This window comes from Chitinophaga agrisoli (assembly GCF_008386695.1).
Taxonomy (GTDB): domain Bacteria; phylum Bacteroidota; class Bacteroidia; order Chitinophagales; family Chitinophagaceae; genus Chitinophaga; species Chitinophaga agrisoli.
In genome coordinates this window covers 1,254,474-1,268,534 of record NZ_VUOC01000004.1, presented here as the reverse complement: position 1 = coordinate 1,268,534, position 14,061 = coordinate 1,254,474, and the positions used below count along the sequence as shown (strand labels likewise).

At 51.8% G+C, this 14,061-nt stretch carries 10 protein-coding genes; 5 read left to right on the top strand and 5 right to left on the bottom strand.

The annotated features are described in order from the left end of the window. Nucleotides 1-90 precede the first annotated feature (90 nt). On the top strand, nucleotides 91-1,356 hold the full coding sequence (locus F0L74_RS24130) for a GNAT family N-acetyltransferase (protein WP_149840476.1): 1,266 nt from the start codon (nucleotides 91-93) through the stop codon (nucleotides 1,354-1,356). Here F0L74_RS24130 and F0L74_RS24125 read toward each other — a convergent pair whose 3' ends face one another. Continuing rightward, complete coding sequence (locus tag F0L74_RS24125; RefSeq protein WP_188316137.1) at nucleotides 1,357-2,874, bottom strand: RagB/SusD family nutrient uptake outer membrane protein; 1,518 nt, start codon at nucleotides 2,872-2,874, stop codon at nucleotides 1,357-1,359. A 34-nt stretch (nucleotides 2,875-2,908) separates the two neighbouring features. Next, entirely contained in the window at nucleotides 2,909-5,953 is a 3,045-nt protein-coding gene (locus tag F0L74_RS24120) for a SusC/RagA family TonB-linked outer membrane protein (protein ID WP_149840474.1), read from the bottom strand. Between the two features lie 575 nt (nucleotides 5,954-6,528). Between F0L74_RS24120 and F0L74_RS24115 the strand changes: the two genes are divergently transcribed. Both F0L74_RS24115 and F0L74_RS24110 read left to right on the top strand, forming a co-directional pair. Next, the gene (locus tag F0L74_RS24115) at nucleotides 6,529-7,263 is read left to right on the top strand and encodes a hypothetical protein (protein WP_149840473.1); all 735 of its coding nucleotides are present in this window, start codon (nucleotides 6,529-6,531) and stop codon (nucleotides 7,261-7,263) included. Between the two features lie 335 nt (nucleotides 7,264-7,598). After that, the gene (locus tag F0L74_RS24110; RefSeq protein ID WP_149840472.1) at nucleotides 7,599-8,069 is read left to right on the top strand and encodes a hypothetical protein; all 471 of its coding nucleotides are present in this window, start codon (nucleotides 7,599-7,601) and stop codon (nucleotides 8,067-8,069) included. Nucleotides 8,070-8,132: 63 nt separating this feature from the next. On the opposite strand, the gene F0L74_RS24105 is transcribed toward F0L74_RS24110, so the two are convergent. Beyond that, the gene (locus F0L74_RS24105; RefSeq protein ID WP_149840471.1) at nucleotides 8,133-9,020 is read right to left on the bottom strand and encodes an AraC family transcriptional regulator; all 888 of its coding nucleotides are present in this window, start codon (nucleotides 9,018-9,020) and stop codon (nucleotides 8,133-8,135) included. A 121-nt stretch (nucleotides 9,021-9,141) separates the two neighbouring features. On the opposite strand from F0L74_RS24105, the gene fdhA reads away from it, so the two are divergent. After that, nucleotides 9,142-10,332 (top strand): formaldehyde dehydrogenase, glutathione-independent, encoded by a 1,191-nt coding sequence (gene fdhA / locus F0L74_RS24100; protein WP_149840470.1) that lies wholly within the window; start codon nucleotides 9,142-9,144, stop codon nucleotides 10,330-10,332. A 78-nt stretch (nucleotides 10,333-10,410) separates the two neighbouring features. Next, on the top strand, nucleotides 10,411-10,812 hold the full coding sequence (locus F0L74_RS24095) for a GlcG/HbpS family heme-binding protein (RefSeq protein ID WP_149840469.1): 402 nt from the start codon (nucleotides 10,411-10,413) through the stop codon (nucleotides 10,810-10,812). A gap of 209 nt (nucleotides 10,813-11,021) precedes the next feature. Here the strand turns inward: F0L74_RS24095 and F0L74_RS24090 are convergent, their stop codons facing one another. Both F0L74_RS24090 and F0L74_RS24085 read right to left on the bottom strand, forming a co-directional pair. Continuing rightward, nucleotides 11,022-13,001 carry an eCIS core domain-containing protein gene (locus F0L74_RS24090; RefSeq protein ID WP_149840468.1) on the bottom strand — a complete coding sequence of 660 codons (1,980 nt, stop codon included), beginning with the start codon at nucleotides 12,999-13,001 and terminating at the stop codon, nucleotides 11,022-11,024. Between the two features lie 15 nt (nucleotides 13,002-13,016). After that, nucleotides 13,017-14,021 (bottom strand): eCIS core domain-containing protein, encoded by a 1,005-nt coding sequence (locus tag F0L74_RS24085; protein WP_149840467.1) that lies wholly within the window; start codon nucleotides 14,019-14,021, stop codon nucleotides 13,017-13,019. Nucleotides 14,022-14,061 lie beyond the last annotated feature (40 nt).

Sequence of the window (14,061 nt, the reverse complement as noted above, 5' to 3'; positions counted from 1 at the left end):
AGCCACTACCGCTGATAGGAAACCAGGCCGGTTCCCGTACTTTTACGGCGTAAACCGCATTCACAATTATCACCGCTATTGCTACCACCCATGGCTACATATTTTCCCGTTCTAAAAAATGCAACGGCTGCCCAATTGGAACAAGCCGCTGCTTTTAACCACCAGGAACTGTTCACCCGTAACGCAATGGCGCAGGGAGGGTTGGTAAAGACCAGTGCCGGGCTTACCTGCACGTATGGTGGTCCGGATAAGGAGGCCATGGTGGGCTTCCCGGTATTGGAAGCCGCCGGCGCAGGCGGGCAGCTGGATGCGATGATGGACTGGTACCGGCAATATCCGCCTAACGGCATTGGTTGCTGGTCGCTGCACCCGCCACAGCCTGCAGATCTTGGCATACGCCTGCTGGCGCGTGGCTTTAAACGTGGATGGCGGCCCTGCTGGATGGGGCTGGACCTGCAAAAGATCCAGACCGCACATCCCGTACCCGCCGGCCTGGAACTGCACGCGGATAACACCACCGGCATTGATCTTACGCCTAACCTGCCTTATGCGGGCGAAGACGGCGCCATATCGCCGGCTTTACTACAACAGCAACCGGAAATCGCACAACGTTTTATTGCCACCCTTAATGGACAGGTAGTAGGGCATAGCTGCGTATTCCTGACTACCGGCCCTTACGGCGCCGCAGGCATTTATAACGTGGGCGTAGTGCCTCATGCCCGGGAAAAAGGTATTGGCAAGGCGGTTGTAATAGCCGCCTGTCAGTATGCAAAGGAACAGGGTTATCATTATGCCGTATTAAATGCTACCGGCCGCCGTATGTATAACCAGGTAGGGTTCAGCTGGATAGGCGATGGATATACCTGGTGGCTGCATGGCGATCTTTTCCGCAAACATCCGCCTAAGGCACAGCAGATCGCGCTGGCAGAAGCCATTGGCAGGGGGATAATACCCGCCAATGGCAGTTTTGAAACGCAGGACCTGCATACCATCCTGGCCAATGGCATGACGCTGATGCAACTGGCCGTACAATGCCAGCAGCCCGCCGCAGCCGCCTGGTTAGTGGAGCGCGGGGTAGGCTACAGCGCCCTGGATGCCTGGGACCTGGGCTGGAAAGACAAAGCCGCCGCACTGCTGGCCACCCACCCGGAGCAGGCCAACCAACAGTACGGCGACTGGCAGGCTACATTGCTGCACCTGGCGGCAGAGCGTAATGATCTGGCGCTGGCAAAACTGGCCCTGGCTGCCCATCCGGACCTCACCATTACAGATAAGCGCTATAACGGTACCCCTTTAGGCTGGGCGCAGCACCTGCAGCGCAATGAGATCATCCAGCTGATAATGGCGGAGCAATAGCTAATACCCCATATTTTGTTCTATCCCATAGATATCCACTTCCGATTGGGGAAAAGGGAACAGATAATTCTTATCCAGGAACTGCCGGTGCGCCCCACCGGGGTTGACGATCGCACTAAGCACATCCTTAGCTGTACGCCAGCGTAACAGGTCAAAATAACGTGTGCCTTCCAGCGCAAACTCCACCCGTCTTTCCTGGCGGATACGCTGCCGCATATCTGTTTGTGACAAGCCTGCAGGCAACGGCGGCATATTAACACCTGGCCGCGCCCGCACCGCATTTACCGCATCGTATACGCTTTGATCCGGGCCGCTGGTCTCATTCTGCGCTTCCGCATACATCAGCAGGATATCCGCATAACGCAACAGCACAAAATCCTGGTCGCTGCGGGTAGAGTAGTTGGTGGGGGCGCGGCTGGTATCCAGGTATTTCTTCACCAGGAAGCCGGTACGGTTATTACCATCCTTACTAGGATCAAAAATGCCATCCGCGCTGTACTTCCAGGGATCGCCGGGTACGTATACCGTTCTGCGCAGGCGGGGATCGCGGTGCTCATAAGGATGGGCAGGGTCATATAAAGGCGATTGGCTGATGGGCAGGCCATCCGTGCACTCATAGGCGTCAACCAGGCTTTTAATAGGCTGTACCCGTTCCCACTGATCCCAGCCCATCTGGTAATCCAGGGTACTGAACATATTGGGCAGCTGGTAACGCGCAGAGAACATGATCTCCGGGTTATTGGTCTGCCCGGGTTTTACAAATAGCCCATAGTAGCTGTCATACAGGTGAAACTGTCCGCCGTCTATCACTTGTTTTGCCGTGGCCGCAGCTTCTGCAAAGGAGCTGTTGTACAGCAATACCCTGGCTTTAAATCCCAGTGCCGCGCCTTTAACCACCCGGCCGCTGTAAGGGCCATCCGGCAGGTGTTGTATAGCAGTATCCAGGTCTGCGAGTACCAGGTTCATGACTTCCGCTTTACTGTTCTTTGGTTTGCCTTTCATATAATCCAGCTGCTCCGGTTGCAGGGTGATGATAACGCCGCCATAGATATTGGTCAGTTGAAAATAATAGTAGGCCCGCAGGAAATGTACTTCCGCCTTGTACTGCGCCAATGTATTGGCATCCAGCGGTACCTTATCTGCATTGGCCAGGAAATAATTGCAACTGGCAATGGCCTGGTAGTTGAGATTGTACCAGTCATTCACAATACCGCCGCTGGTGGCCTCCAGCTGCCCCAGGGCAATGTTCACAAAGTTACCGTTGCGGGGATACGCGTTGTCGGAAATGGCGTCCCAGTAAATGGTAAAAGCGCCAAAACCTTCTGCTACTGACTGATCCTGGTTCACAGACAATGGCGCATAACAGCCGGTAAGCGCCAGTTTAATATCGTCTTCTGTATGCCAGAAATTCTCCGCCGATGGCTGGTCCAACGGGTATTTATCCAGGAAACTGCTTTTACAGCCTGCTGTCAGCAGTATTACCAGGCTGCATAGTAAGGTTATATATCGTGTAGACATGATGATCTGTATTTGCATGAACAATTGTATTCGCTTAGAACGTTACCCTTGCGCCAAAGGAATAGATCCTGTTCTGCGGGTAATTCACAAAATTGCCGCTGCCGCCACGTTCAGGATCAAGCGATGGATAGTTGGTAATAGTGAACAGGTTATCCCCCGCAAAATATACGCGCAGGTTGCTGATACCGGCCCGTTGCAGCCAGGGCGCCTGCAGGTTATAACCCAGCTGCACGTTCTTAAGCCGCAGGAATGAAGCATCCCGTAACAGGTAAGTAGAGGCCACGCCAGAGATGGGGCCATACCCCTGTACATAGATCGCGGGCAACGTAGCGCCGGTGTTCTGAGGCGTCCATGCATTGCGCCATTCTTCTGTTGGCGGGGTAGATTGCGTAAAAGGCTCTATGCCCCAACCGGTGACGTAGAATTTCTGTCCTTCTACGCCATAGAACATGGCTGCCAGGTCAAAATGTTTGTAGCTGGCATTCAGGTTCAGCGAATAGGAGTAGGAGGGGTAAGCGCCATCTACATACGTACGGTCCTTCGCATCTATGAGCTTATCGCCATTGATGTCTTTAAACTTCAGATCACCCGGTTTAGGATTAAAGGCCTGTACGGGGGAATTGCGGATATCTTCATCAGACTGGAAAATACCTTCTACCTGATACACATAGTATGTATTATACGGGTGCCCTTCTTCACGGATCACATTGTTATCGATCTCCCTGGCGCCAAACTTTATCAGCTCATTCTTAAACGTCTGAAAGTTAATGCCTGCGCCATAGGCAAATTCCCCGATCTTATCCTGGTACTGCAGGCCAAACTCCCAGCCAATATTGCGCATGGTGCCGCCATTGATCACCGGGCCGTTCAGGCCCAGCCAGCCGGGTACCTGTGCGGTGCGCAGGATATCGTAGGTCTTTTTATTATACCAGTCTGCATTCAGCGTTAAGCGGTTATTCAGCACGGTTATGTCTACACCTATATCAAATACGCGGGTGGTCTCCCAGCGGATATTGGCGTCTACCAGGTTCTGACGTTTTGTGCCCAGGTACACCGCGCTGTTATCCAGCGGATAGTTAGCGCCCAGCTGCAGCACATTCTGATAAGGATAATTACCTATGTTCTGGTTGCCCAGCTTTCCCCAGGAAGCGCGCAGCTTCAGATCATCCAGCCAGTTAGCGGATTGCAGGAAAGCCTCCTGTCCAATACGCCAGCCGGCAGAGAAAGAAGGAAAGAAACCCCAGCGGGTATCATTGGCAAAGCGGGAAGAACCATCGTAACGCATATTGGCCTCAAACAGGTATTTGTCATGATAGTCGTAGTTCAATCGCCCGTAAAACGAGCGCAGGGCCCATTCATAGGCGCTGCCATCTGTGCTTTGCCCGTCTGTGCCCGCCGCATGCAGCTCCCGCAGGTCATTATTGGGAAAATCGCGCCTGTAGCCTTCCAGGTTATCAGCCCGGTAATACTCTTCCTGTGCGCCACCCAACAGTTTAATATGATGCTGGCCCAGCTGTTTATCGTAGGTAAGCTGTGTGTACAGGATAGGGTAGATGGTGTTGTTATTATTTACCTGCAGTCCTTTCTCGCCCACATCCAGGTAAGTGGCAAACGCGCCGGTAAACCAGTCATACTGGGGCACCACCGGCCGGAAGTCCTTCACCTGCTCAAAGCTGAAGTTAAAGCCGCCCCGTGTTTCCCAGGTAAGGCCATCCAGCAGTTTTACGTTCACAAAAAGATTGCTTTGCACATAATAGGAACGGTCTGTAGCCTGCACATTCTCCGCAATGGCCACAGGGTTCTTGTTATGGTATACATAAGGATCGCCGCGATAGGTGTAATGGCCGCTGCCATCCGGCACAACGGGGCCATACATGGGCGCCTGTGAAAGCGCGGCCAGGAATTGATCCTGGCTGCCCTGCCGCGGATAACGGCGGTCGCCATAATTGAAGTTCACATTCGCCCCAAAGGTTACCCGTTTATTTACTTCGGAATTGATATTGAACTGCAGCGTATACTTCTTAAAATCAAAACCCAGCATAGTGCCCGGCTGGTCTATATAACCCATGCCCACGTTATAGGTAGTGCCGTTACGGCCTCCGCTTACGTTCAGGTAATGATTCTGGGTGTATACAGTGCGGAACACCACATCCAGCCAGTTGACATCCGGGAATTTTGTCTTGTCCGTAGCATCACGGTACTGGTTAATAAAATCAACCGGATAGGCCCTGGCCTGACCGGAATGCTCCAGCGCTGTGTTATACAGCTCCATATACTCCACGGAGTTGGTGATCAGCTTGGGCAGGCGGGTAGCAGAGGTAATCCCCATATTGTAGCTGTACTCCAGGTGAAAGCCGTTGCCGCCGCCTTTTTTGGTGGTCACCAGTATTACGCCGTTAGCGGCGCGTGCCCCGTAAATGGCCGCGGAGGCGGCGTCTTTCAGTACGGATACGGAGGAGATGTCGTTAGGGTTGATGGCCTCCAGGTTACCGGGTATGCCATCAATGATCACCAGCGGGTCTGTGCCTGCGCCGCTGAAAGTCCCTACGCCGCGCACCTTGAGTGAGATGCCTTCGTTCCCGGGCTCGCCGGAGTTCTCCGTAACACTCAGGCCTGGTAACCTGCCCTGCAGCAGGGAGGCCGGGCTGGTAACCACGCGTTTGTTCAGCACATCCGCATTAGCGGTCACCACCGCGCCGGTAAGGTTGATCTTCTTTTGGGTGCCATACCCCACGACTATCACGTCGTTAAGCGCCGTGGCTGTTTCCGTGAGGGTAATGTCCAATTGCTGCCGGCCGTTCAGCGGCATGGTGTTGGTAGCGTAACCTACAAAACTGAACTGCAGGGTACTGTTTGCCGGGGCGCTGATGCGATAATGGCCGGTGGCGTCTGTTTGGGCGCCGGTTTGCTGTCCGCTGCCCGTTACCACCACCGTGACGCCTGGCAGGGGAGTGCCTTTGCCGTCTTTTACCTGTCCGGTAACCGTAATGTTTTGCGAAGTTTGCCCGTAGGCGGCCTGTATGAACAGGCAGGATAGCAGTAGCAGCCATGTGCTTAAGGCGCGTATGCGTTTTTTCATACCGTAGAATTTTAACGTGAATGATGCTGGTTTGGATTAACGGTGATAGGGTTTCATAGTGTGGAGGGTAAATAGTTGGGTGTATAAACAAATTAGGTAAAATAAGGGGAAAAGGGAAGGTGGGGAGAAGAAAGTATCAGGGATGGCGAAGATTGTGGGGATGGGGGTTTCTGGTCGCAGCCCGGATGCTGATTTTTGTTTTTTCAAAAAGATATCTATGTTTGTAACATCAACGCTTAGGACTTCAACTGGTAGTTTAACCCGGAGATCCCTGAGACCTATGTAATAATTAAGAGTCATTACAGTAACGAGTTTAGCAGGATGCTGATACCTTATGTTTGTTCCCGGCAATACAAGTGATCCCGCATCATAAGTTTATCCTGTTACATATAGTGATGTTTTTACGAGTATAATTTTTACCTATGATAAAGAAGATATTTTTTAGCAGCAGTTTATGCTTATGTTATTTACTTGGACATAGCCAGACTCCTGGCAATTTCTCCGGCACCATCGTGCTCGGTAGTCTGGATGTACAGGGAACAGCTACCAAACCCGCTGGATTACAGCTTTTTTCAATGACTAGCTCAGTTAACCAGGCTTCCGCGATTATAGGCCTGCATAGGAAATCATATATAAGTACCGCAGGCACTGGCAATGATTTCAATGACCAGGTAGGGATCTGGATAAAGGGTTATTATCAGAATAAAGGCGATGCTATGCCCGTTTTTATCGGGGGAGCAGGTTTTAATAGCGAGGATAGTAAGATGATCGTGGATAGAACCGGTTATGTCGGCATAGGGACATCAGTACCGGCCGCGAGGCTGGATGTGAGAGGGACAGAAGGCGCGCCCATAGTGAGGTTTTCCACGGCAGAGGTATCATCCTCAGACGCTTACCTGAAACTTATCAATGCTACCAGTGTTGACGGTTCCTTCATTCCAAATATCACAGGACGCGCTAAAGCTCCAGGCAGGCCCTTTGGCCTTTATCTTACAGGCGAAGCGGAGGATGTGGTTCCAATTGCCGGTGAAGCGGGCATGGCTGCGGTTGTAATAGACAGTAGAAGCAAAGCCAGCACCGCCTTGACAAATACCAATTTGTTCGCCATAGCCAATTTCGCACAAAGTGTCCTGGTGGTAAAGGCAGATGGCAGTATGGGCATCGGCGTTACAGATACCAAAGGCTATAAATTGGCCGTAGGCGGCAGCATGATTGCAGAAAGAGTTAAAGTGAAGCTGAAGACCGCCTGGCCGGATTATGTGTTCGCACACGATTACCAATTGCCCCCATTATCCGTAGTAGCTGATTAGATAAAAGAAAATAGTCACCTGCCGGATCTGCCCGCTGCCGCAGAAGTAACGAAGGATGGAATAGACGTGGGTGAGGTAAACAGCGCACTGGTAAAGAAAGTAGAGGAGCTGACGTTATACCTGATCGATCAGCAAAAACAGCTGACGGAGCTTAAGAAACAAAATGAAGAGCTGCGGGATCTAATCCGGGCAGGGCATACAAAATGAACCGGCCGTTATCATATTGCTAAAGCCGCCGGTACGCCGGCGGTTGCCATTATCCCGGTCAATATGCCATTATTATCCCGGAAATTCGTTACTTGCGGCCGGCATCGTGATAAATAGCTGCATACACAATGAAGTATACGATTAAGGATATATCCAGGAACGTTATCATTATCATATTGATCGGCCTAACCATCAACATAGAAACCATCTGGTACACATTTTTCCCGGTAGGTAATGAATACGGCGCCGCATTTAACAGGCAAAGGGCAGTACGCGGTATTCTGCCGCTCCCTTCCACCTGGACAACAGAAGACAATGCTTCATCATCACAGGTTTGGCTGCCGCCGGATACGACCCAAGGCGCCGTTACACACACTTCTAAGATAATGATCATTGGAGAGGATAGTTTATCTTATGAAGAGGATAATATCATCCGTACAGATAAAGGCAGGAAAGAATGGTTGTCTATGGAGTATTATTATGACAGTACAAATCATTGGAAATGCTTTTACACGGGGCCGGCGGGTAATGATCGCCGCCCGGTTGACAGGAGAGAGGCAGACAGTATATTGCTGCATTGGCATTATTTTAAACAATAACACCAGATGGATATGCAATCAGTTTGGATTTTCAATAGTGCGAACTGTCGTTTGCATGTTCCATCAACTCCCCACCCTATATTCCCCCGGGGTTAACCTTTCCTGTTTCTTGAACTGCCGTATAAAATAAGGGATATTATTAAACCCGCTCTGGTACGCCACTTCCGCAATACTGATCGTAGGGTCCTGCAACAGCTGTTTAGCCAGCGATATCCGTTCCCGCAGGATATAATCCGCCGGGGAAAGCCCCAGATACATCTTAAACGATTTGAAGAAATTAGTACGGCTCATATACGCCAGCCGGCTTAACTTATCAATACTGATCTTCTCTGAAAGATGTTGTTTAATAAAATGTACCACATGTGAAAAATGGTCGTCGCCATTAGTATAACCGCCGGTTTGCTCCAGGTGGGAGAGGTGCTGCTGTTGCGCGATCAGTACCAGCAGTTCCTTTAATGACAGTTCTATCCGCAGCTCATTCATGGGTTTATGGTCCATGCTCAGGCGCACAATTTTGCTGATGATGGCGGTGATCTCCGCGCTGTTCACAAAATGGAATGCGCTGGAAGGCATTATCCAGCTATGGTTATTGTCAAATGCCTGGTAGTGCATGTCCAGCTGTGAGAAGGTCTGCTGTATAAAATGATCTTCCAGCACCAGCGCGGTGCATTGGGTGGGATCGTGGAGATTGGCTTCCGGGTAATCGATCAGCATGTGTTGATGCGCTGGGATGATCAATGATTCACCGGGCAGATAATCAAACGGGCGCTGATCATCCAGGTGCATGATCTTTTTCCCCCGCATCATAGACATGATGGTAAGATGGCTGAACCTAAGCGGTATGGCGGCCGCCTGTTGCGTGGTCTCAAAAACGTTCAGCTCGCATTGGGGGTAGCTGTAAACACGGCGCTGCTCTATGGCAGGCTGAGCCTGTGAGTTAGCGGTTGTCATAGTAGTAAGTTAACGCTTTTTTCCTAACCGTCCGATATTTGTACGATAGTGTAACCGGAAATGTATCATAATGCTACCATATCGGAGGGTAATGGGGGATCTTGCCGCCAAATCCAGCGTTATGAGTACCAATCGAGGTGTAGTTTATATTAAACCCGGCGTGGTAGAGGTGCAGTCCATCGACTTCCCCAAACTGGCCCTGGGTAACCGTAAATGCGAGCATGGCGTTATTCTCCAGATTGTTTCCACTAATATCTGCGGCAGTGATCAGCATATGGTAAGAGGGCGTACAACCGCTCCTGCCGGTCTGGTGCTGGGCCACGAGATCACCGGCGTAGTGTTGGAAGCCGGCCGGGATGTGGAATTCATCAAGGCAGGCGACCTCGTATCCGTACCTTTTAATATTGCCTGTGGCCGCTGTCGTAACTGTAAGGCGGGGCAAACGGGCATTTGTCTGAATGTAAACCCGTCGCGGCCGGGCGCTGCCTATGGTTATGTGGATATGGGCGGATGGGTAGGCGGCCAGGCGGAGTATGTGATGGTGCCATATGCGGATTTTAACCTGCTCAAGTTCCCGGATAAAGACCAGGCCATGGCCAAGATCCGCGATCTTACTTTACTTTCCGATATTTTCCCCACAGGTTTTCACGGGGCAGTAACGGCCGGCGTAGGGCCGGGCTCCGTGGTATATGTGGCAGGCGCCGGCCCCGTAGGGTTGGCTTGCGCTGCTTCCTGTCATCTCTTAGGTGCCGCCGTAGTGATCGTAGGGGATATGATCCCCGAACGGTTGGAACAGGCCCGGAGCTTTGGCTGCGAAATAGTGGACCTGCGCAGTGATACACCGTTGCCGGACCAGATAGCCGGCATCATAGGCGTGCCCGAAGTAGATGCTGCGGTGGATTGTGTGGGGTTTGAAGCACGGGGACACGGGCATGCCGCCGGCACAGAACAACCGGCTACGGTATTAAACGCGGCCATGCAGATCACCCGGGCCGGCGGCGCCGTTGGCATCCCGGGCCTCTATGTAACAGAGGACCCCGGCGCGCACGAGGAAGCCGCCAAAACCGGCAACCTGAGCCTTCGCCTGGGCCTTGGTTGGGCCAAATCCCTTTCCTTTGCCACCGGCCAGTGCCCGGTCATGAAATATCATCGTCAGCTGATGAACACCATAATCTATGATAAAATCCAGATCGCCAAAGCTGTAAATGTACAGGTGATCAGGTTGGATGACGCACCGGGAGGCTATCACGATTTCGACAAAGGAGCGGCTAAAAAGTTCGTACTGGATCCAAATGGAATGATTCCAAATTAAACAACCACCGCCACGGGCAACAGATCAGGATCAACGGCTGCGGCCCGTGGCCCTTACAGCAAACCTTATTTACACTATATGAATATCACTCTAGAACAGGCAATGGAAGCCGTAAAGGCCGCCCAAAAAAAAGCAGCGGATATCGGCACCTTAATGAACATCGCCGTCGTAGACGCCGGCGCTAACCTTACCGCTTTTGCCCGTATGGACGGGGCATGGCTGGGCTCTATAGACATTGCGATCCGCAAGGCCCGCACCGCGCGTTTCTTTAACATGAACACGGGTGATATTGGGCAGCTCTCTCAGCCGGGAGGCTCATTGTATAACATTGAGCACTCCAATGGCGGATTGATCACCTTTCCCGGTGGTATCCCTATCAAAAACAGTAAGGGTGAGGTGATTGGCGCTATCGGGGTATCCGGCAGCACCGTAGAAAATGATCATACAGTAGCAGAAGCGGGGACCAAAGCTGTGAAATAGACCGGTGAACAAGAAAAGGGTGTATCGTAAATGTTAGGGTACACCCTTGTTTTATTTGCTCCAGTCACACGCGTCCTCCGTCCTCTCTAACATCAGCTCCTTAGCACTATCCCTGTATCGCAAACGGCCTTGCCAGCGCCTGCTGCGCTCCATCTGCTACAGTTTTCCACCCGGACAAAGTTATCAGTACGTTTGCTGTATCCCGTTTTTTAGTGTCCTCCTAATTGTGCCGATGGTTGGCAGGAATTCCTCAGTGTGGGGCAAAAATCATTCTGCCCCGGCGGACATAATGCCGTGCCCCCTGCTGCAATTTCCTGGATAGTGCCCCACACATCTGCCAGCAGTTTTTGTTTAAAGCATAAGAAAGCGTCACGGGTATGCAGATCAAATCCGCTTGCCGGTGTAATGCAGGGAATGGCCAATGCGTCCAATTCTTTTCTTATCTCTGTGTCCGGCAGAAATGCCGCCGTTATTAATGCCTGGATATTGGTCGGCAGTGCGGCAAGATTGGCTGCCCGCCATACATATACAGGGTTGGTGGTAGATGATGTATCTTCTGAAGGGATCAGTGACAATGCCCTGAAATTCATCAGATCCGTCAGTCTGGCGAGTGTACTTATATCATTGGAAATACCGGCAGTATAAGCCTGCCTGCCTTCATCATGACTTAAGAACATAGCCTCCGACATCATTTGCTGCGTTTGCTGCTGGGCGGTGCTGGCAGTCCCTGTTCTGGGGAAAAGGTTTTCATCGCCCACCGCTCTCCAATGGAAAGGCGAGGGAAAGGTGGTGCCGGCGGGGCCTCTGGGGCTTACAACATCCAGGCCTGCATTGTCCGCGTCATGCAGCACTATTGAAATGAGGTCCCCAATTGAGAAGGCTGAAAGTACATTACCTGCCTGCCCCCTTATAACAGGAGCTATATCCGTTGCCAACCCGTCTACCGAACTGAAGTAACCCACGGCATCCCGGGCATTGATATGGGCGGCCATGTAGCAACTTATCATGCTAACCAGGTTATTGGTAAAGTTGGGATAAAGGCCATTCCAGTGCCGTTGTATATTACCACGTTCGGTTCTGACATGACCCGCGGAAAATGCATCCGTCAGGTAGTGTTGCGCAAATCCTTCAGTGGTCTGCCAGGTCCATCTTCTTGGGGTTACCGGGTTACGCCCCTCAGCAAATGCTTCATTGAGCGCATTCATGTGCAGGCTGATATATCGTGCCCGGTTGCTGTTGCCTAAAGTGCCGCCAGTAGAAAAATGGGTTTCATTGGCGGCCGCCAGCCGGTAGTACCGGTTCATAACCATTGCTATCGCGCTTTCGCTCACCACCGGCATGGGACGGGTGGGATTTACTTTCCAGAGCACATATTCAATCTGTTCCCTGTCAGTTGGATTGCCGCTTTCTGCTAAACGGGCAATCTCGTCCACACTTTCAAAATAATCGCCCGCCATGGCTACCATCTCGCCAAAAGAGAACCGGCCGTAAGCGGTCACAAATACATGCCCACCCACAGCGCTGTCACCCATACGCCGGTGCTCATCAGACCCAAATCGCCTTATCGCCGTATCGCCACCACGCTGCTGAATGGTATGCGTCAGCTCATGCGCCAGCAAATATTGTCCGCTGGATGTCTCAGGCGAAAACTTCCCGGCATTGAAATAAATATCATTGCCTACCGTGAATGCCTGTGCATTCAGTTCGGTAGACATTTGCGCCGCATAATCGCCGGTATGGAGGCGTACGCGGGAGAAATCAGCGCCAAAACGGCTTTCCATAAAGCTTTTGGTGTTGCGGAGCAGTGTGCTGCCACTGCCTTTTGTAGCCTGTATCTGGCTGGCAACGGCATTGCTTGTATAACTATTGCCTTCTGTTCCTTTTTTCTGGATAAAAGCAGCCAGCGGTTTGCGCTGGGCTTTTTTTTCTTCTTCGCAATGCGCACATTTGCGTTGAATGAACGAAGGAATGGGCATGCGCATTACTTTATCCGCCATGCTATCGGCCTCTCTTTCCAATGGATCATCTACCGCGCCTATAGCTAACTTCCGTTGTACAGGCAAACGTGTCAATGCCCATGGGGCATAATATTCCTGTGTGTGCTCCGTGTCTTGCGTTGTTATATGCGCTTCCGCGGCGGGAATAGGGTTACCATTGGCCAGTGTGGCTATCATTGTTTGTTCTGGCATATTTTGAGGAATTTATTAAGGCATCATACTACGCGGGTTACATCCTATATAACAAAATGCCCGCTGCCACCAGGATTCCAGTGTGTCGCATGCACGGTTACATTCAATCTGTTGCATGGCTTGCTGGGCCTGTTCATGTATCCTGGATTCTACAAAGGCACGCGGCCCGCTCCGCACAATGCCGCCCGGATCAGGAAAGAAATGTAATAATGGATTTACACCTCCGTCATAATCGTTTGCCGTACCGGCGCATCCTGAAAATTCATGGGAGTCATCCACTAAGTTGCCGCTGTGATCATAAAAGCACTCATTCATTGGGTCTCCGGGAGAAGGTTGCCTGTCTTCCAGGATGCCCCTGAAGCCACAATGGAACATATGACTGCCTACTGCGCCATGATAAGGGCGCCATCCGGGCGGAGCAGGATCAGTGGCGTTCAAATGTGGGGGACAAGGCGCCATCCGCTGGATCATTTTACGGCCTATACCGCCGCTTTGCTGCAGGGTATGGGTGAGCTCATGCGCCAGCAGGTGTTTGCCTTCCGTAGATTCCGGGGCATACTTGCCGGAGTTAAAGTAAATATCATTGCCTACCGTAAATGCCTGCGCATTAAGATCGCGGGAGAGTTGTACCGCATCCGTGCCGGTATGGATGCGCACACTGGAAAAATCAGCGCCAAAACGGCTTTCCATAAAACTACGGGTGCTGCCAGACATAGCGCTGCCGCCGCCTTGCGTGGCATGGATCTGTTGCGTAACGGCTGCGCTGGCCGTGGCATTGCCTGATGCTTCTTTTCTCTGGATAAAGGATGCCAGCGGTTTACGCTGCGCCTGCTCTTCCTGTTCGCAATGGGCGCATTTCCGTTGAATAAAGGAGGGGATGGGCATACGTATCACACGTTCGGCTATGGCGTCGGCTTCTCTTTCCTGCGGGGCATCTACCGGCCCAATGACAAGCTGCGTATTAGCCGCTGCTGGTGTAGCGGTACTACCTGTGTGGATAGCGGGTTTGCTGGTGTACATAATTATAGGATTTTGAGGGAACGGCCGGTGTTGACAAACA

What these genes read in the sequence shown, in the direction of transcription:
- F0L74_RS24130 (WP_149840476.1), top strand. Translation starts at nt 91, where the DNA reads ATGGCTACATATTTTCCCGTTCTAAAAAATGCAACGGCTGCCCAATTG.
- F0L74_RS24125 (WP_188316137.1), bottom strand. Translation starts at nt 2,874, where the DNA reads ATGTCTACACGATATATAACCTTACTATGCAGCCTGGTAATACTGCTG.
- F0L74_RS24120 (WP_149840474.1), bottom strand. Translation starts at nt 5,953, where the DNA reads ATGAAAAAACGCATACGCGCCTTAAGCACATGGCTGCTACTGCTATCC.
- F0L74_RS24115 (WP_149840473.1), top strand. Translation starts at nt 6,529, where the DNA reads ATGACTAGCTCAGTTAACCAGGCTTCCGCGATTATAGGCCTGCATAGG.
- F0L74_RS24110 (WP_149840472.1), top strand. Translation starts at nt 7,599, where the DNA reads ATGAAGTATACGATTAAGGATATATCCAGGAACGTTATCATTATCATA.
- F0L74_RS24105 (WP_149840471.1), bottom strand. Translation starts at nt 9,020, where the DNA reads ATGACAACCGCTAACTCACAGGCTCAGCCTGCCATAGAGCAGCGCCGT.
- fdhA (WP_149840470.1), top strand. Translation starts at nt 9,142, where the DNA reads ATGAGTACCAATCGAGGTGTAGTTTATATTAAACCCGGCGTGGTAGAG.
- F0L74_RS24095 (WP_149840469.1), top strand. Translation starts at nt 10,411, where the DNA reads ATGAATATCACTCTAGAACAGGCAATGGAAGCCGTAAAGGCCGCCCAA.
- F0L74_RS24090 (WP_149840468.1), bottom strand. Translation starts at nt 13,001, where the DNA reads ATGCCAGAACAAACAATGATAGCCACACTGGCCAATGGTAACCCTATT.
- F0L74_RS24085 (WP_149840467.1), bottom strand. Translation starts at nt 14,021, where the DNA reads ATGTACACCAGCAAACCCGCTATCCACACAGGTAGTACCGCTACACCA.